Below are 17081 nucleotides of genomic sequence, written 5' to 3' on the forward strand. Positions count from 1 at the left end.
CTAGCGCTACTGCCAGTGGAGAGAGTGTAAGACCAAAGCGGGGTCGCAAGACCTCCGTAGAGGCGACTGTCCGTGAAGCTGGAAGCCCACACTATATCGGTACTCCGATTAGTGTTGGGTAGTTCACGATTATCTGATGATACGACAGCAATTCCGTTGCGCCAGTTTGTGTTGGTTGTGTTTGCTGACGTTAGGCAGCGAGTAACGGCAAATTCATCAACGGGTGCAAATAACTTTGCTTGGCACGACTCTACTACTAAATTTACACGATTTGCGGGGTATGCTTGAAGCTCTAAGACAGAGTTTGTCCCCAATTGATTCACATTGGCACGTACCAATTATTAGCGCTGGGTGGCATCCCATAGCTGCGATTAGCAGTTTTTGCGATTGGCTTTGTTAAAGCAGTCTTTTTTTCAGTAGCATTAACAATTCCCCGATTACCAATTATGGGGACACCACTAGGTTTGACTTCTAAATGATATTTTAAGCCTACTTCTGCATAATAAGTAGCGGTAGTGATAAACAAGTAATAGAGACATCGTGCCGTGGGCAAACACACTGGTAAAACGAGCTATGTCGAACGATTGAACAACACACTCCGACAAAGAGTGTCTCGCTTGGTGCGAAAAACATGATCTTTCTCCACATCATTAGAGAATCACATTGGTGCTATTTGGTATTTTGTTCATTATTACTTGTTTAGCACTACCGATTTGTGGATGGGGACGTTGAGCAAATCTTTTGCTAGTTGCGGCGGTTATATTGCCAGTAGCAAGGAATTAGTAGAATATCTCAAGTACAGTACACCGCACCCGGCTTTGTATTTAGCGTCGGTATGTCTCCACCCAATACGGCGGCGGCGTTAGCGGCTTTGCAACTACTCAAAACTGAGCCGGAACGGGTTGCTAAGTTGCACAAAAAAGCTAAACTTTTTCTCCAATTAGCCCAAGAGCGAGGATTTAATACTGGTGCTAGTAATAATTCTCCGATAATACCAATTATTAGTGGGCGAAAGCGATCGCGCTGTCCAGTTATCTCAATTATTATTTCAGCGCGGTATCAATGCTTTACCCCTCAGTTGCTTACAATGCTGCTCGTTTGCGCTTTTTTATTAGTTGCACTCATACTAAAAAGCAAATAGAGTTTACGTTAGATGCCCTTAGTGATGCGACTTCTCTAATTTTCTAAGCGTAAAATCAAAATATATCTATGGTTAAATTGAGAGGTTTTTATGACACCACCCAAATCAAACCTAGAAATTGCCAATAAATTGATTAAACGTTTTAGTGTTGGGGCAGTAGCTGGGTTACTAATTTCTACAATACAATGGGGCAGCTATGTATATTTTATGGGAGAGCCAATTTCCCTAGACAAAGGACTTGTGTTTTGTTTGGGAATGTCAATTATTTGCGGATTGATAATACTTAAATGGGGATACAAAGCCTTAGAGAACTTGGTGCAAATATTGGGGCAGTAGTGTCATGCCACCTTTATAGTTTATGAAGATAGCTATTATTAGCTCTGGGTTTTTGCCTGTTATTGACGGCGTAACTGTAACGCAAGTTAATAGACTTCGTGAATTGAGTAAGTCCGAACATCAAGTTTTATTATTTTGCCCAGATTATAGCCAACTAGCTAATATTTATCCCAATTGGCAAGCTTATACAGGTAGTATTTTACCTGGAATCAGAGTTATTAATCTTGAGAGCAAGTCATTTTTAGATTTAGATTTTGAGCGCAATGTTTCTCGAAAATCTTATCAATTAGTTTTGCAAGAATTACAAAGCTTTCAACCTGATATTATTCACGTAGATGAGCCAGAAAGGTTGTTTGCAGGATTCTTAAAAATTCTTGGGTATAAATTATGCTAAACGGGCAAATATTCCCTGTGTTAGTTTTTTCATACTAATTTATTAGAATATGGAAAAGATTATTTTAATACTCCTACGAGTATAGATAGAATTATTAAGTATGTTTTAAAGATTCCGTTGACGTGGATTTGTAACGCCTACGATTTAACGCTAGTTTCTAGCCAAATTACGCAACATAAATTAGCAAGTTTAGGTATAAAAAATATATTAACTGAAGAATTACTAGGTATTGGTATTGCTAAGTTTTCACCGCAACTTAAACAAACAGATTTTTTTACAAATAAGTATCAAATCCCAAATATCGAGCAAAAAGTTAAGTTAATCTTTTTAGGGCGCTTAACTCCAGATAAAGGCTGGAATTTTACTATCGATGCGGTTACAAAAATTGCTCAAGAAGTGAATCTTGAGGATATAGCATTAATTATTGCTGGTGACGGCTCGATGCGCGATAGCGCAAGCGCACGCAGGGCTTCGCATTACCGAAAAACTAAGCACCTTAACACCCCACACTTACTTACTAGGTAGAGTTTCCCCCGACGATATACCCGCACTACTCGCTACAGCGATATTCATGTCACAACTTCCGAAAAAGAAACTAAAGGGTTGACTATTTTAGAAGCTTTTGCAGCAGTAATTCCAGTAGTAGCGCCTCGTGCTGGTGGCTTAGTAGATAGTATTGAAGATGGTGAAAATGGCTTGCTGTTTACACCGCAAGATAAAGCAGATTTTACAAGCAAGCTCAAAACCTTAATCGATAATCCTAAATTGCGTCGAAAAATGGGGCTAAAAGCCAAGGAATCTGTGGCTGGGTACAGTTGGAACCAAGCTACTAAAAACTTGCTAAAAATATGGCAGCAGCAAATAGAAGATAAAAGCAATTAACTTTTGTATCAGTTAAGCTAAGTATAGCGATCGCCTTGCTGCAAGTTATTTTACCAATGCACTTAAGATTTTCCCAAGATATTAAATCGCTGCTCGAAAAATTAGCCCAGCAACCCCTAACCCTTGGCGACATTTTGGCGGAAACTTCCGAGCGGGGATTTAGCTTAGTTATTTCTTTATTAGTTTTACCCTTTTTGCTGCCTGCACCACCAGGATTAACAGGTCCATTGGGTTCAGCTTGTATAATTTTAGCCGGACAAATGGCATTGGGAAAGACTTCGCCTTGGCTACCCAGAAGAATAGCTAAGTTTAAGTTTCCCCATTGGTTTGTACTAAAACTACTGCAACTACTAAAAAGAGTAACGCGAGTATTAGAAAAAATTACTCGTCCTCGTTTTTCAAAGTTAGCTCGAAGTCCTCAAGCTTGGCGTTTGAATGGACTTTGCATTGCTTGGTTGTCTGTCTTACTAATTTTACCAATCCCCTTTACAAATCCTATCCCGACGGTAGGAATTTTATTATTAGCCGTTGCTACCTTAGAGGCGGATGGCTTATTGATGTGTATTAGCTATGGACTTACAGTTTTAATTACTCTATTTTTTGGATTTATTGTTTACGCACTTTGGCAAGCACCAACCTTGCTACCAGCCTTATTTAGATGAATTAGCGCTTACAGGCGCAAAATTAACCGAGCTAAATTAAAGTAAATTAAAACTCCCGCTACATCCACCGCCGTAGTGATAAACGGCGCAGACATTAAAGCTGGATCTAGACGCAGAAAACGGAATAAAAACGGCAAAGCAGAACCCGAAACCGAAGCTAAGATAGAAATTGCAACTAAACTTACGCCGACAGAAATTGCTACTGCTAAGTTACCTTGCAAAAAGTACGCCCAAACTGTAGCTATACTCCCTAACATTGTACCGAGAATGGCTCCCGCAATACCTTCTCTAAGAATTACCTGAAATTGTCCCATCGCCCGAATTTCATCAGTATTCATCCCTCGAATTACTACCGTTGACGACTGCGCCCCCACATTTCCACCCGTACCCGTCAATAGGGGAATAAATGCAGCTAGAGATACTACCTGTTGCAAAAGATTTTCTTGGGACTTAATAATTGTCCCAGTAACAGTATTTGTAAGCAGCAATACTAATAGCCACACTACCCGCTTGCGCGCAATGGTAAGTAAGTCAGATTGAAAGTAGTTATCACCCCCTGACTGTACCCCACCACCCAAAGCATAAATATCTTCAGTGGTTTCTTCTTGGATAATGTCGATAACATCATCTACCGTGACAATCCCAACTAAACGCTGCTCCCTGTCTACCACAGGTACAGCCAAGAAGTCGTAACGCTGAATTACTCTTGCAACTTCTTCTTGATCGGTATCTGTATACACAAATACTGCCTCTCGCGTCATAATCTCCCCAATCGTTTGCGGAGGCTGAGAAGTCACCAAATCTCGCAATGACAACGTACCTGTCAAGCGCCGCGCATTATCGGTAACGTATAAGTAGTAAATAGTTTCAGTGACATTTGCCAAACGCCGAATCCGCTCTAAGGCTTGGGAAACTGTAAAACCTTCTTTAAAAGAAATTAATTCTGGTGTCATGATCCGCCCCGCCGTACCTGGCTGGTAGCCTAAAAGCTGGGCGGTGGCTTGTCTTTCTGAGGGGCTAAGTTGTTCTAAAAGCCGATTGACAATTTTTGCTGGCAATTCGTCAAACAGCCGCACGCGATCGTCTGGAGACATTTGATCGACAATATCCAATACATCTTGACGCTTAAATTCTTCAATTAGCGCTTGCTGGATGCTGGAATCTAAATACTCATAAACTTCAATTGCTTCACCCTTGGAAAGCAAACGAAAAGCGATCGCTTGCATGGCTTCAGGTAAGCCTTCAATGGCTTCGGCGATGTCGGCGGGCTGTACGGGTACTAAAATTGCTTTAGCACCCTGCAAGTCGTTTTGCTCTAGCAACGCTTGCAATTGACTCCGCACCAAATCTCGTAACTCTCGCCGCGAAACATCCTGGAGGGTAGTAGTAAATGGTAAATTATTATTTTCTGTCAAAGCCTACCGTCCTTCCGCCATTCGCTCGATGTTGCTGCTTTTAGTCTAGGGGATAGCGGTATTTCGTAGGTAAAATTGCTTTTATAATGCGATCGCGCGTTTACTTTAACCACCGCACTAATTCTATCCCCAGCTTGATGCTGATAATTCCAACTATTACACTACCTACTCCATAAATTAGCGCTGGTACAAACCGTTTGGCAGCAATTAGCATCACTTGTCGTAGCGACTTAGAGCGCCAGCAATCGCGCCTAAACTAATAGCTACGGAATTGCAAATTGCAGCATCGTTAAATATCAAAATCAAAGCTTGTAAATAATTAAAAACTATTGAATTTAAACTATATTGCTTTGGCTCTCTCTAAAGTTAGATTCTCTACGTCTAGATTCTAAAATGTAATAAAAGCTACGAAAAACAAGGTAGCAATAAGTTGTACCCTGCAAATATGATTTTAGGTCGATACAATGAAAGTAAGGTTTAAGCAATAATGCTGCTAAGAAAAACGATAGATTGCGCTCTAAATTATTGAAAAATACAAGAAGTCACTTAAGAACCGAAGCGCAAGATCACCAGTTGTTAATAAAGTAACAATTCTGAGTTTTCCATTGGCAGATAAAATATACCGCAATCCTGGAGCTAAAGCTATGACCGATCCTAACGATATCCAAATTGAAATTATCCCTCAAAGTAGTGCCATCACTCCCCAAACAAACGCCTTAGTAGAAAGCGAAATGGCTGGAGAGAGCGAAGATGTGAAAAGTGAAACTAAAGCCTTAATTGACGCAATCAAAAAACGCGCTCAATCAGAGGCGCAATCGGCGGGAACCCTTACCCGCGAAGCTTATCTTAATGCTGTAAAACGGGCGCGGACAACAATTGAAGAAAATAAACTAATCGAGCGCGATCGCATCGAGCATTCCTTTGAAATGGTGCAAAGAGAAGCTGAGAAAAACTTTAATTCCGTAATCAAAGAAGTATCGGAAATAGGCGATCGCCTAACGGATGCAGCCAAAGCCGCTTGGGATGTTTTGACTGCGCCTCGCCCTCATTCTTAAGCAAAAAAGAGTGTAGACATATTCTCTACACTCTTTTTTGCAGCAAGATGGCAACGAATGCTAGATAATGGGGGAATTTGCAATTTATATAGACCCCATTTTCAGCAAATATATACTTAACTTATGCGAACTCACTATTGCGGCGAAGTTGATAAAAAAGATATTGGAAAAACCGTCAACCTATACGGATGGGTAGATCGTCGCCGCGATCATGGAGGCGTGATATTTCTAGATCTGCGCGATCGCACGGGAGTTGTGCAAATCGTTAGCGATCCGGTGCGTACTCCTACTTCCTACGACGGAGCCAATGCCCTCCGCAACGAATATGTAGTCCAAATTACCGGGATCGTCACCCAGCGCCCCGAAGAATCCTTAAACCCGCGCCTAGCTACCGGAGAAATCGAAATCTATGCTGAAAGCATAGAAATACTTAACGCCGTTCGCAAACAATTACCGTTTCAAGTAGCGGCTTCGGAAACTGAGTCAGTGAAGGAAGATTTGCGGCTAAAGTATCGTTATTTGGATTTAAGACGCGATCGCATGGCAGGCAACTTGCAATTGCGTCACCAAGTAGTTAAAGCTATTCGCCGCTACCTGGAAGACGAGCAAAATTTTATTGAAGTTGAAACGCCGATCCTCACTCGTTCAACCCCGGAAGGCGCTAGAGATTATTTAGTTCCCAGTCGCGTCAATCCTGGAGAATGGTTTGCACTGCCCCAATCGCCCCAATTATTTAAGCAATTATTGATGGTGTCGGGGATGGATCGTTATTATCAAATTGCCCGTTGTTTCCGCGATGAAGACTTGCGCGCCGACAGACAGCCAGAATTTACGCAATTAGATATGGAAATGAGCTTTATGGCTCTTGATGATATTATTGACTTGAACGAAGACTTGGTTTGTCACATCTTCAAGGCTGTTAAGGGTATCGATTTACGTCGTCCTTTTCCCCGGCTGACTTATACCGAGGCGATGGAACGCTACGGTAGCGATAAGCCGGATACACGCTACGCTTTGGAACTTGTGAATGTTTCGGACTTGTTTAGCGCCTCAGGATTTAAAGTATTTTCTGGCGCAGTTGCCAGTGGCGGTGTGGTAAAAGTATTGCCAATTCCAGGGGGAAATAATGCAATTTCCAATGTCCGCATCAAGCCTGGTGGTGACTTATTTAAGGAAGCAAGCGTTGCTGGTGCTAAGGGGTTAGCCTACATTCGGGTGCGGGATGATGGCGATATTGATACCATTGGGGCAATTAAAGACAATTTAAGTCCAGAGCAAAAACAAGAATTACTTAGCCGTACGGGAGCAAAACCTGGGGACTTGATGCTATTTGCGGCGGATAAAGCTGAGGTAGTCAATAAAACCCTCGATCGCCTGCGGAGTGCGATCGCTCTTGAGTTAAATTTGATCGATGCTGACAAAATCAACTTGCTGTGGGTGACAGACTTTCCCATGTTTGAATGGAATGGGAGCGAAAAGCGCTTAGAAGCCTTGCATCACCCGTTTACGGCTCCCCATCCCGACGATTTGGACGATCTAAAAACTGCTAGAGCGCAAGCTTACGATTTGATATTCAATGGCTTTGAAATTGGTGGCGGTAGTTTGCGGATTTACAAAAAAGAAATCCAAGAGCAAGTATTTGCGGCAATTGGGTTAACCCAAGAAGAAGCTAATAGCAAGTTTGGCTTTTTGCTAGAAGCCTTTGAGTATGGCACTCCACCCCATGGAGGCATTGCTTACGGCTTGGATAGGTTGGTAATGTTATTAGCGGGCGAGGAGTCGATTAGAGATGTAATTGCTTTCCCCAAGACCCAGCAAGCAAGTTGCTTACTGACAGATGCACCTTCAGGTGTAGACGATAAGCAGTTAAAAGAACTTTATGTTGCTTCTACTTACGATCCTAAAGCTTAATGAGGAAAAACCAGGACTTGGGGGGTCGTGTGCCTCCAAACCCCCTGCGCAAGGGTCTTATCTGTAAGCACCCTAGTTTTTGGGCAAGTTTAACTGTATAAGTTCTGTTCAAAATTACTAATGTTTTCATCCCCATGAATCGAACTTTTACACCTCTGCAACAGTTTTTATTTACTTGGCTGCTGATCCTGGCGACAGGATGGGCGACACTTAGCGCGTTGAAATACGTAGGCGAGTTGCTAAGTATTTTGATTACGGCGGGATTAATTGCTTTTTTGCTCAACTACGCTGTAGCTGCGTTAAGTCGCTTTTTGCCCCGTGGTTTTGCGTCCTTACTTGTCTACTTACTTGCGGGAGTAACAATTGTAGTTATTGCCTTAACTGTCGTACCACCTGTATTTAACCAAGCGAGGCAACTTGTTACTAACTTACCTTCTTTACTAGAAGGCGGACAAGACCAACTTACCGCCTTTCAAGAATGGAGCATAGAGCATAAATTACCTTTTGACGTGCGGATATTGGCATCGCAATTATTAGATCGAGTACAAACTCAAGCAGAAGCGATCGCATCTACAGGTTTGGGCTTGGTTGTTGGTACTTTTAACTGGGTTTTGGACTTGATTTTAATTTTGGTAATCGCTTTCTATATGCTGATCGACGGCGAAAGGCTCTGGCTAAGTATTACAGGAGTATTTTCTCCCAAAATTCGTAATGGCTTAACTGAAGCCTTGCGGCGCAACTTACAAAGGTTTGTTTCCGGTCAGTTGTTGCTAGGCTTATTTATGGCAATTACTTTAGCTTTGGCGTTTTGGCTCTTAAAAGTGCCATTTTTCCTCTTGTTTGCTGTAGTTATTGGCTTACTTGAAATCATCCCCTTTATCGGTGCAACATTGGGAATTGCGATCGTTACGGTGGTTGTTGCTTTTATTGACTGGTGGCTGGCTTTACAAGTGTTGGGAGTTGCGATCGCAATTCAACAGGTAAAAGACAATGTAGTTGCTCCCCGCATTATGGGCAATCTTACAGGTTTATCACCAGTAATTATTTTTATCTCTTTACTCTTAGGCGCTCAAATTGGCGGTATATTAGGCGTGATTTTGGCAATTCCTGTTACTGGTGTAGCTAAAAGTTTGGCAGAAATTGTTGTCGATCCGCTATTACCACCGCAGACAGGATCGTTTTTTCACAACCCTTTTGCCAAAGATGGTATTGATGTAATTATAGAAAATTCTGAGGGTGATGGACGTTCTTGTTCCGACCAGTCGCAGCTAAATTTACAAGACTAAACTATGAGCAAGTACAAGGAAATTTTGCGAGTTATTCTCGCGATGTCAATTATCATCGTTGGGATTCTGCACTTTGCTATTCCCGAACCATTTGTAAAAATTGTCCCGCCTCAACTTCCTTATCCTCTGGAATTAGTCTATATCAGTGGAGTTTTTGAAGTATTGGGCGGAATTGGGCTATTAGTTCCAAATGTTAGCCGTGCCGCAGCTTGGGGCTTAATTGCGCTATTTATTGCGGTTTTTCCAGCTAACATCAATATGGCTGTTAATCGCATTCACCTTGATAATGTTCCTGATTCACCGATATTTCAAGCGATAAGGTTGCCTTTGCAAGCGGTACTAATTGCTTGGGCTTATTGGTATACAAAACCATCCTCCGATCCGGGCAACCAAGCTTCTTTAATTAATTTAGATGAGGTTTGAATCTTGGTACGGTTGGTACAAATGCAATACTCGGAGATCCCCGCTACACGCTTTTTGCCTTCCCGCTTTATTGGCGTGGATTTAGGAGGATCGGCATCGTTGACTACCAAGCAAAAAACTTTCAAAACAGCCTTTACTTGCTACTTTTGATTAAGCGGACAAGTGACTGTATTTCTTCCCGACCAATCAGTGAAAGTAGTTTCATCTTTATAATGGCGGGGAGTTTCCATTAATAGATTCCACGCATCGCCAGCATCTAATAAGTTCATCCGTCCAGGATAGTGAACTTGGATTAACTCTTGCACTAATGGATAGTAGTCAGAGTTGATACCGGGAAAAATATGATGTTCGGTATGATAAGAAAAGTTTAAATGCAATTTATCAAATATTTTAGGAACTCGCAAAGAAATACTATTTATCAATGGATCGTTAATCGTTGTCATGCGGCAAAGCATATGATTTGTATAGATATAAAATATCAATCCTGCATAGCCAATACCGATAGGCAGAAAGTAACCAAGTACAAGTTTTAACGGCGAAAATTGCAGAAAGGCAACAACACAAAAGTGCAGTGATAACATTACTAAAAGTTCGCCAAGTATTGCTATCCGCTTTTTAGGACTGCGCGAGAAAGCGGCGGGAACATAATCCGCAGTTTCCCGATTAAACAACAATACCGAAGTCAAATTGCGAAAAGTATGGACTCCCCAAGCGGTAGCCATTCCTACAGTTAGAAATATTGGATTAACAGCAAAAGAAGGGACAAATAGGTTTTGAATCCATTTACCCCAAGTTTTAGGTTGCTCGTACAAGTAATTGCGATCGGGATCAGCTAAGGAGTTTGTTTTGCTATGATGTTCTTGGTTATGTACTGCTTTCCACATTGTCGGCGGCATCCATAACATTGTTAGTCCTAGCAAACTTAGAATGTGGATTAGGCGAGTATTTTTAATTACGCTGCCGTGCATAATGTTATGAGACGTAAATAGTAAAACAATTACGCTATTGCCCATGACTACAGCTATTGGTAAATATAGCCACAACAGATATAAGGACCAATTATTTAGACTAGATGCGATCGCCCAGCCGAAAATTAATATTGCTATATTCAATAGTAAAATTAGTATTTTACTCGGATCTTTTTCAAAAGCCTCAGCCGGAAGAAAGGGACGCAAGGTTTTTGCGTACTCGGCTTGAGAAATCATCCGATCGTCAATTTGCATGAATTTTGTGATGGTAGATGTAATACTTAGTTAAAAAAACATCAAGCTTATTTTTGACTTGACGTGCAATTGCATTTAGCTAACAAACACGCAGCTAATACAACTTTATTAAAACTTAAACTTCAAAAAATAAAAAACTGACTTTAGAGCGATTTTTTAAGCTAAAGCTTTGTTTAAGACTGAAAAAATATTTGTACGAGTTTAGTTTGACATCGACAGAAAAATCATTTTGTGTTATGTCTTTAGTCCAAACTCTTTGAAATAATCCTCTTTGCCCACTATTGATTGTACAGTTATTTTTCTTTCTAGTTATAAAATAAGTTGCTGTCGAATTTCAGATGTTTTATTAGCACAAAGATAAATAAAATAGTTCAAATTTATTTGTAATAAAATGACTTATATTTCTTGTTTTAAAGTCCACGAACACCAAACAAAGCATACTCATAACGAGTACGAGATGATTAATTAGTTAAGCATTACAGCAAAATTTATTTGCTGCGATCGCATTTATTAGCCACCTATGAACAACTTGATTATCGGTTTTACCGCCAGCTTGCCTGCGAGATTAGCTACCTTTGTGGGTGCTTTGCCTGTTTTGTTGCCAATCAAATTAACTGGGCGAGTGCAGGGGATGATGCTGGGGTTCGGTGGGGGAGTAATGTTAGCGGCTACGGCATTTTCTTTAATTATCCCTGGAACGGACGCGGCGATTTCTCAAAGAAAATCTAAAGCCGAAGCCGCCTTAATTATGGCAGCAGGTATTTTATTGGGGGGCTTATTTTTACAGTTAGCTCATAAATTTATGCCCCACGAACACTTTTTTAAAGGTAAAGAAAACGTTGAACGGCATAACTTAGCGCGCATATGGCTATTTATCGCTGCTATCACTATCCACAACTTTCCGGAAGGATGGGCGGTGGGGGTGAACTTTGGTACTAATAATATTGCTGCGGGTATACCAATTGCGATCGGCCTTGGCTTGCAAAATATGCCTGAAGGCTTGGTAGTCGCACTCTCTTTGGTATCTCAAAATTATTCAACTAAGTATGCTTTATGAATTTCGCTCCTTACAGGCTTAGTAGAACCTCTCGGTGGTTTAGTTGGGGTAGGAATTATTAGTATTGCTCAGTTTATCTTGCCTTGGGCGATGGGGTTTGCGGCTGGAGCTATGCTATTTGTAATTAGCGATGAGATTATTCCCGAATCGCACCGCAATGGACTAGAAAGGGAAGGAACTATCGGCGTAATGATTGGTTTTGTAGTAATGATGTTCTTGGATATCTCCCTTGCTTAGTTGGGAGATAAAATTTTGAGGTATGAGAAAGTGAGATAACTAGGATTTCCCCGCAAATGATTGTCGCGCAATCACCTCGTTTAGTTCTCCGGCAGCTAACTTTAGACGATTTGGACGACTTGGCGGCAATTTATGCCGATCCGGTTGTAATGAGATTTTTTGGTAGCACTTATACTTACGAAAGTACGAAGCAATGGTTGGAAGAAAGAGTTTTTAAGTGCTACGAGCAACGAGGATGGGGTTTGTGGGCGACAATTTATAAAATAGACAACAAGTTAATTGGGCGATGCGGGCTAATACCTCAGCTAGTAGATGGGCAAGAAGAAATTGAAATTGGCTATTTACTAGCAAAAGAATATTGGGGTATCGGTTTAGCCACAGAAGCAGCTTGGATTAGCCGAGATTATGGTTTTGAAAAACTACGGGCAAACCGTCTAATATCGCTTATCGATCCAGACAATATTGCATCGCAAAAAGTAGCGACGAAAGTTGGTTTAACTTACAAAAAAGATACTTATATGTGGAATAAAACTGTCCGCATCTATGCAATATCTGCAAAAAAAGGGATCGCATCTATCTAGGCGATCCCTTTCTACAATTACTGCACGGCTTTTGCTACATCTTTAATCTTAAACCCCGATCCAGAGACTATTTTGCCTGTGGCGTAACCGTTACTAACTTTGATTAATTCTACTCTGCCGACAGGAGACGTAATCAAGCGCAACACTTTGCCCGTTTGAGGATCTTTAACTTCTTTGACTACCCGCTCAACAGAAAGATTCATGCCAGTTCTGAAGCCAGATTCCGAGCCTTTATTAATAGCAATCAAATTGCCTGTAATATCTGCAACTATAGCGCTGACCGTAGGGACAACGACCAGTGCTGTTGCTAGTTTGCTGTTGGCGCTAACAAGTTCGCCAGACATTTGGGCGATCGCCGATTGGACCGCCTTGCTCAACAAGCTATCGATATTGTCGGTGCTAGTATTGCTTACACCAAAAATTCTAATCCCACCGCCGCTTTTATCAGCTTTGCCTTCTCCCTGAGCCGCCGCTAAAATCTCTCCGGTAGTCGTACTAACCAAACGAGAAGTAACTTGAACAATCGCTTTATTTTTCGCTCTACTACCCCCAATACCGCCCAAAAAGCCCAAACTACCGCCGGATCTTGATTGTTCTACATTAAATTGCGAGATCGTACCAATGATCGCTGCATCGGCTCCTAGCAACTTACCAATTTGCGCCGTCGTAGAAGCATCTATACGCCCCGATTCACCTAAGTTTTGTTCTTCTGGTATTTGTTCAATTTTGCTGCGCTCTAAAACAATAGTAAGTGCCATCTTTGCCTAATGCTTTAGTCACAGATGGCACTTACACCTTTAGCTGGCCCAATTCCTAGCCAACCGTAATAAAAGCCCGTACCACTGGTACTAGCAAAATCAAAATCTAACACTGCAATCCGCCTGCGTTCTGCGGGCTTTTGGGCTTGGGCAATAGTAATTTCTGCCGCCGCTAAAGGCTGAGATATGGCTAGCGCAGGCAAAAACAAGCCTGTAGTTGTTAAGATACCTAACCCTAGACTGATGAAACAATTTTTAGTTTTCACTTTTTTGGTATTGGGAGTAACGGCGATTGATTCTGGCATATAGATACAAAACGTTTGACGAAGTTCCCGGATTTTTGGGAAAAGCGCAGCGCACTGTTGCGGTATTGACTTCTAGCTTAACCGTAAAGCATTGTATATTTTATAACAATCACCCCGCCCAACCTGCTAATAAGTTTGGTCGTTTGACAGGATCGGGGAAAATACTCTTAAAGACATTTTGGCGATCGCTAGATTTTTCTTTGCTCAAATTCCACAGTGTTTCGTAGAAAAAGAACGATACCCCCGCAAAATTGCGCTCTCGACTAGCGGCTACTTGACTTTGAATTTGGGTGGCTGGAACAGAACGATCTTTTAAACCCGATAGAATTCCTACGCTTACAGGAATATGTTTCTTGGCGGCTTGCACTTCGGGATATTCTAATTCTTTGATAAACACATTTAGGTCGTTGCGATACACTTGCAAAACCAATTCTTCAATTAAACCCCGGCGTTCCCAATTCTGCCAATCGGCTAAAAACAAGTTATAAGACACGCGCTGGGGATTGGGAGCCATAGAAAGTATCACGTTGGGTTTGCGGGCTTTGACGGCTTTAAATACCCGTTGCAGATAACTCGTAATTTTGTCGGCTCTCCAGCGCAACCATTGCGGATCTTGAGGATTGGCTGGGGGATTTTTGCCTGAATGTTCTTTCTTGTACAAGCCTACCGTGTAAGGATCGTAGCCTAGCTCAGAGGGTAAGCCAAAGTGATCGTCAAATTGAATCCCATCAACATCATATTTGCTGACAATTTCCACAATCAAGCTTTGGATAAAGTTTTGCACTTCTGGGCGAAAGGGATTTAGCCAAACGCGATCGTGCTTGCCTTCCGCCCAAATTTTGCTACCATCGCGGCGGCTTGTCAGCCAGTTTGGGTGACGCTTGGCTAAACTAGAATCGGCAGGAGCCATAAAGCCAAATTCAAACCAGGGTATGACATCTAGCCCTTGCTGGTGTCCTTGAGTGACAATTTCTTTGAGCATATCCCGCCCTTTCAATCCAGGTTCGGGATCTTGCGATCGCCCGATTGCTTTTTGGGCCACGGGGCTAGGATACAAAGTATATCCCCAATTCCAGACGGTGGGATAAACTGTATTAAAATTTAGGGCTTTCAAATTTTGCAACGCCGCCGTCAAGCGACTCCGCTCAAATAGCACGTTACTATCAATATTTGTCATCCATACGCCCCGCAACTCAGTTTTAGCAGCTAAAAGCGGCTGCGTTGAGGCGTTTTGCAATGTAATTACCGCAACTAAGCTCAAGGCTAGTAATACAGCAAATCCAGACCGTAAACAGCGTAACTTCAACATTATTGGGGCAATTTAATCAGTAAATTAACGATTTTAAAAGTTTATAGTTGCGGAGGCTGAAACGTTGCAATATTAAGAAACAAATTAACATTGTGTTTGGGTCTAATTTTGAGATAGTTGTCTATGACATTAGCGATTGCATAGGAATTATGTTTAAAAAATCAAAACAACTTGTAAGCTTATTGTTTTTGACAATTGTGCTATTTTTGTCTTCTAATTTACTTTTAGTAGAAATGGCAACAGCAGAGACTCCAAAGCCTGCGGTAGTAGATAGCCTCAGCGATCGCGTTGCCAAGGCAGTAATTACCGATGTATCCCAGCGAACTGGAATTTCTACCCAACAACTAAAAATTACTCAATCGAGTCGTCAAACTTGGCTAAATGGTTGCTTGGGCATTTCTAAACCTGGTGAAATCTGCACTCAAGCTCTAGTAGAAGGTTGGCGCGTGGTGGTATCGGGGAATCGTCGCACATGGGTATATCGCAGCGATCTCAATGGGCGAATTTTGCGCTTAGAGCCTGCCAAAAAATAGCCTACCTTTAGCGGGCATCGTCAATTAAAATAAACGGCGACCAATATAAGGGATGCTTGGCAATTAAGCTAAGTTTTAGCTTGACGCAATGCTTCACCTTTGGTTTTGCCTTGCTAGAGATGTTGTCCCAAAGCAGCGTAAGCAACTCCAACATTGTTTAAAGTGCGTGATTCTTGAGCAACATCGCCGACTTTTTGGAATAGTGGTAGTGCTTGGTTGTAAAATTCTAGGGATTTTTGGAGTTGTCCAATATTGTTGTAAATGCCGCCAATATTATTTAAAATTATGCCTTCAAGCCTCGAATCCCCTGCGGCTTTAACTATTGGCAAAGCTTGGTTGTAAAATTCTAAGGCTTTTTGAGGTTGTCCAATCGCGCGATAAACTTCACCGAGACTATTTAGAGTTCCGGCAATTTTGAGGCGATCACCAATTTTTTGTAAAATTGGTAAAGCAGCGTTCAAAGAATCTAATGCTTGCTGGGGTTGCCCAGTCGCTAAGTACACTCCGGCAATATTATTTAAAGTCGTAGCTTCTTGGCTGGCATAGCCAATATTTCTACTAGCTACCAAAGATCCGTTGTAATACTCTAGTGCCTTTTGAGGTTGACCCATTGCTTGATAAACTTTACCCAAATTACTGAGAATTGTGGCTTCAGTGCGAGGATTATTGACTTCTCGGCTGATTAATAAAGCTTGGTTGTAAACCTCCAAAGCTTTTTGCGGTTGCCCGATATCATCGTAAACTGCACCAATACTATTTAAAGTGCTGCCTTCCTGGGCGCGACTGCGGACTTCTTTAAAAATTGGCAAAGCGGCATTGAGAACTTCTAAGGCTTTTTCTGGCTGTCCAGTAGCTCTATAAATTTCCCCAATATTGCTTAAAGCTGTAGCTTCTCCGCCTCGATTATTAGTTGCTTTAAAGATAGGGAGAGCTTGATTGTAATACTAAGTTGCGATCAGAGGTAGTAATTGAAGGTGAGGAAAGAAAGTCATAGAGCGCAGGCGCTCACTATTAGAAGAAAGTTCAAGTAAGCCTTGGCAAAGTACATCTTCTACTTGTTCAAGGGAGGAAAAGGCTTGATTATAAAAGTTGTTTTCTCGAATATCTTCCCAGATATGTTCAACAGGCATTAACTCTGGACTATAGGCCGGCTGAAAAATTAACCGGATATTTTCTGGAACCTTTAAGCAGTGGGAGCGATGCCAAGAAGCTCGATCTAATTGTAAGATTACAAAATAATCAGCAAATTCCCTAGAAACTTGCGCCAAAAATAAATTCATCATTTTAGTATTGGCGTAAGGTAAAACTAAGCAGGTCATTAGACCTAATTGGGGTGCGACGGCGGCATAAGCATAAATATATTGTCGGACTTGCTGCTGGGGTACAATGGGGCGTATACCGCTTGGACACCAACAAGCCTTGACTTCTCCTATGCGACCAAACCGACCTTCATCCCCTGCCATTAAGACCACAGGTCTAGTATCGGAGGGGTTTCTAGTTTGATTTAGTTGCGCTATTAGCTGCGGAAAGTTTTTTTAAACGAATCTATAGCCCTAGGCTCTTTTTTGGGATG

Annotated in this window: 18 protein-coding genes and 5 pseudogenes; 14 read left to right on the plus strand and 9 right to left on the minus strand. The window is 41.7% G+C overall.

The window, feature by feature from the left end; all coding sequences use genetic code 11:
• Positions 1 to 111 precede the first annotated feature (111 nt).
• Complete coding sequence (locus AC2VE5_RS19305; protein WP_486889324.1) at positions 112 to 288, plus strand: hypothetical protein; 177 nt, start codon at positions 112 to 114, stop codon at positions 286 to 288.
• 31 nt (positions 289 to 319) lie between these two features.
• Here AC2VE5_RS19305 and AC2VE5_RS19310 read toward each other — a convergent pair whose 3' ends face one another.
• Positions 320 to 526 (minus strand): hypothetical protein, encoded by a 207-nt coding sequence (locus tag AC2VE5_RS19310; protein WP_486889325.1) that lies wholly within the window; start codon positions 524 to 526, stop codon positions 320 to 322.
• 7 nt (positions 527 to 533) lie between these two features.
• On the opposite strand from AC2VE5_RS19310, the pseudogene AC2VE5_RS19315 reads away from it, so the two are divergent.
• From AC2VE5_RS19315 to AC2VE5_RS19340, 6 genes and pseudogenes are all read left to right on the plus strand, one after another.
• Positions 534 to 695: pseudogene (locus AC2VE5_RS19315) on the plus strand (IS1 family transposase); the annotation flags it as partial.
• A 15-nt stretch (positions 696 to 710) separates the two neighbouring features.
• Positions 711 to 1188, plus strand: a pseudogene (locus AC2VE5_RS19320) (aminotransferase class I/II-fold pyridoxal phosphate-dependent enzyme); the annotation flags it as partial.
• Between the two features lie 43 nt (positions 1189 to 1231).
• Positions 1232 to 1477 (plus strand): hypothetical protein, encoded by a 246-nt coding sequence (locus AC2VE5_RS19325; protein WP_486889326.1) that lies wholly within the window; start codon positions 1232 to 1234, stop codon positions 1475 to 1477.
• Positions 1478 to 1499: 22 nt separating this feature from the next.
• A complete protein-coding gene (locus AC2VE5_RS19330; protein ID WP_486889327.1) occupies positions 1500 to 1871 on the plus strand; it encodes a hypothetical protein in 372 nt (123 codons plus the stop codon).
• 117 nt (positions 1872 to 1988) lie between these two features.
• A pseudogene (locus tag AC2VE5_RS19335) lies at positions 1989 to 2753 on the plus strand (glycosyltransferase).
• 56 nt (positions 2754 to 2809) lie between these two features.
• Positions 2810 to 3415: an exopolysaccharide biosynthesis protein gene (locus AC2VE5_RS19340; protein WP_486889328.1), complete on the plus strand. Its 606-nt coding sequence runs from the start codon at positions 2810 to 2812 to the stop codon at positions 3413 to 3415.
• Positions 3416 to 3423: 8 nt separating this feature from the next.
• On the opposite strand, the gene mgtE is transcribed toward AC2VE5_RS19340, so the two are convergent.
• Positions 3424 to 4830, minus strand: a complete 1407-nt coding sequence (gene mgtE, locus AC2VE5_RS19345; RefSeq protein WP_486889329.1) for a magnesium transporter — start codon at positions 4828 to 4830, stop codon at positions 3424 to 3426.
• A gap of 644 nt (positions 4831 to 5474) precedes the next feature.
• On the opposite strand from mgtE, the gene AC2VE5_RS19350 reads away from it, so the two are divergent.
• The 4 genes from AC2VE5_RS19350 (at position 5475) to AC2VE5_RS19365 (ending at position 9505) form a co-directional block, all read left to right on the plus strand.
• Positions 5475 to 5885 carry a hypothetical protein gene (locus AC2VE5_RS19350; RefSeq protein ID WP_486889340.1) on the plus strand — a complete coding sequence of 137 codons (411 nt, stop codon included), beginning with the start codon at positions 5475 to 5477 and terminating at the stop codon, positions 5883 to 5885.
• 123 nt (positions 5886 to 6008) lie between these two features.
• Complete coding sequence (aspS, locus tag AC2VE5_RS19355) at positions 6009 to 7796, plus strand: aspartate--tRNA ligase (protein ID WP_486889330.1); 1788 nt, start codon at positions 6009 to 6011, stop codon at positions 7794 to 7796.
• A gap of 134 nt (positions 7797 to 7930) precedes the next feature.
• On the plus strand, positions 7931 to 9082 hold the full coding sequence (locus tag AC2VE5_RS19360) for an AI-2E family transporter (RefSeq protein ID WP_486889331.1): 1152 nt from the start codon (positions 7931 to 7933) through the stop codon (positions 9080 to 9082).
• Positions 9083 to 9085: 3 nt separating this feature from the next.
• Positions 9086 to 9505, plus strand: coding sequence for a DoxX family protein (locus tag AC2VE5_RS19365; RefSeq protein WP_486889332.1), 420 nt, complete (start codon positions 9086 to 9088; stop codon positions 9503 to 9505).
• Between the two features lie 140 nt (positions 9506 to 9645).
• On the opposite strand, the gene AC2VE5_RS19370 is transcribed toward AC2VE5_RS19365, so the two are convergent.
• Positions 9646 to 10728 carry a fatty acid desaturase family protein gene (locus AC2VE5_RS19370; protein ID WP_486889333.1) on the minus strand — a complete coding sequence of 361 codons (1083 nt, stop codon included), beginning with the start codon at positions 10726 to 10728 and terminating at the stop codon, positions 9646 to 9648.
• A gap of 520 nt (positions 10729 to 11248) precedes the next feature.
• Between AC2VE5_RS19370 and AC2VE5_RS19375 the strand changes: the two are divergent.
• Together AC2VE5_RS19375 and AC2VE5_RS19380 are read left to right on the plus strand one after the other, a co-directional pair.
• Positions 11249 to 12022, plus strand: a pseudogene (locus AC2VE5_RS19375) (ZIP family metal transporter).
• 56 nt (positions 12023 to 12078) lie between these two features.
• Positions 12079 to 12603, plus strand: coding sequence for a GNAT family N-acetyltransferase (locus tag AC2VE5_RS19380; protein WP_486889334.1), 525 nt, complete (start codon positions 12079 to 12081; stop codon positions 12601 to 12603).
• 17 nt (positions 12604 to 12620) lie between these two features.
• On the opposite strand, the gene AC2VE5_RS19385 is transcribed toward AC2VE5_RS19380, so the two are convergent.
• The 3 genes from AC2VE5_RS19385 to AC2VE5_RS19395 form a co-directional block, all read right to left on the minus strand.
• Positions 12621 to 13361 (minus strand): CsgG/HfaB family protein, encoded by a 741-nt coding sequence (locus AC2VE5_RS19385; RefSeq protein ID WP_486889335.1) that lies wholly within the window; start codon positions 13359 to 13361, stop codon positions 12621 to 12623.
• Positions 13362 to 13375: 14 nt separating this feature from the next.
• The gene (locus AC2VE5_RS19390) at positions 13376 to 13666 is read right to left on the minus strand and encodes a hypothetical protein (RefSeq protein WP_486889336.1); all 291 of its coding nucleotides are present in this window, start codon (positions 13664 to 13666) and stop codon (positions 13376 to 13378) included.
• A gap of 109 nt (positions 13667 to 13775) precedes the next feature.
• Positions 13776 to 14975, minus strand: coding sequence for a glycoside hydrolase family 10-like protein (locus AC2VE5_RS19395; RefSeq protein ID WP_486889337.1), 1200 nt, complete (start codon positions 14973 to 14975; stop codon positions 13776 to 13778).
• Between the two features lie 149 nt (positions 14976 to 15124).
• Here AC2VE5_RS19395 and AC2VE5_RS19400 point away from each other — a divergent pair, with 149 nt between their 5' ends.
• Positions 15125 to 15508 (plus strand): hypothetical protein, encoded by a 384-nt coding sequence (locus tag AC2VE5_RS19400; protein WP_486889338.1) that lies wholly within the window; start codon positions 15125 to 15127, stop codon positions 15506 to 15508.
• Positions 15509 to 15621: 113 nt separating this feature from the next.
• Here the strand turns inward: AC2VE5_RS19400 and AC2VE5_RS19405 are convergent, their stop codons facing one another.
• From AC2VE5_RS19405 to AC2VE5_RS19415, 3 genes and pseudogenes are all read right to left on the minus strand, one after another.
• On the minus strand, positions 15622 to 16317 hold the full coding sequence (locus tag AC2VE5_RS19405; RefSeq protein ID WP_486889339.1) for a tetratricopeptide repeat protein: 696 nt from the start codon (positions 16315 to 16317) through the stop codon (positions 15622 to 15624).
• A pseudogene (locus tag AC2VE5_RS19410) lies at positions 16312 to 16440 on the minus strand (tetratricopeptide repeat protein); the annotation flags it as partial. The pseudogene AC2VE5_RS19410 and the gene AC2VE5_RS19405, both read right to left, overlap by 6 nt.
• Before the next feature lie 12 nt (positions 16441 to 16452).
• Positions 16453 to 17025, minus strand: a complete 573-nt coding sequence (locus tag AC2VE5_RS19415) for an IS630 family transposase (protein WP_486889341.1) — start codon at positions 17023 to 17025, stop codon at positions 16453 to 16455.
• Positions 17026 to 17081: the final 56 nt, after the last annotated feature.

Source organism: Aliterella sp. E5.1, assembly GCF_057473825.1.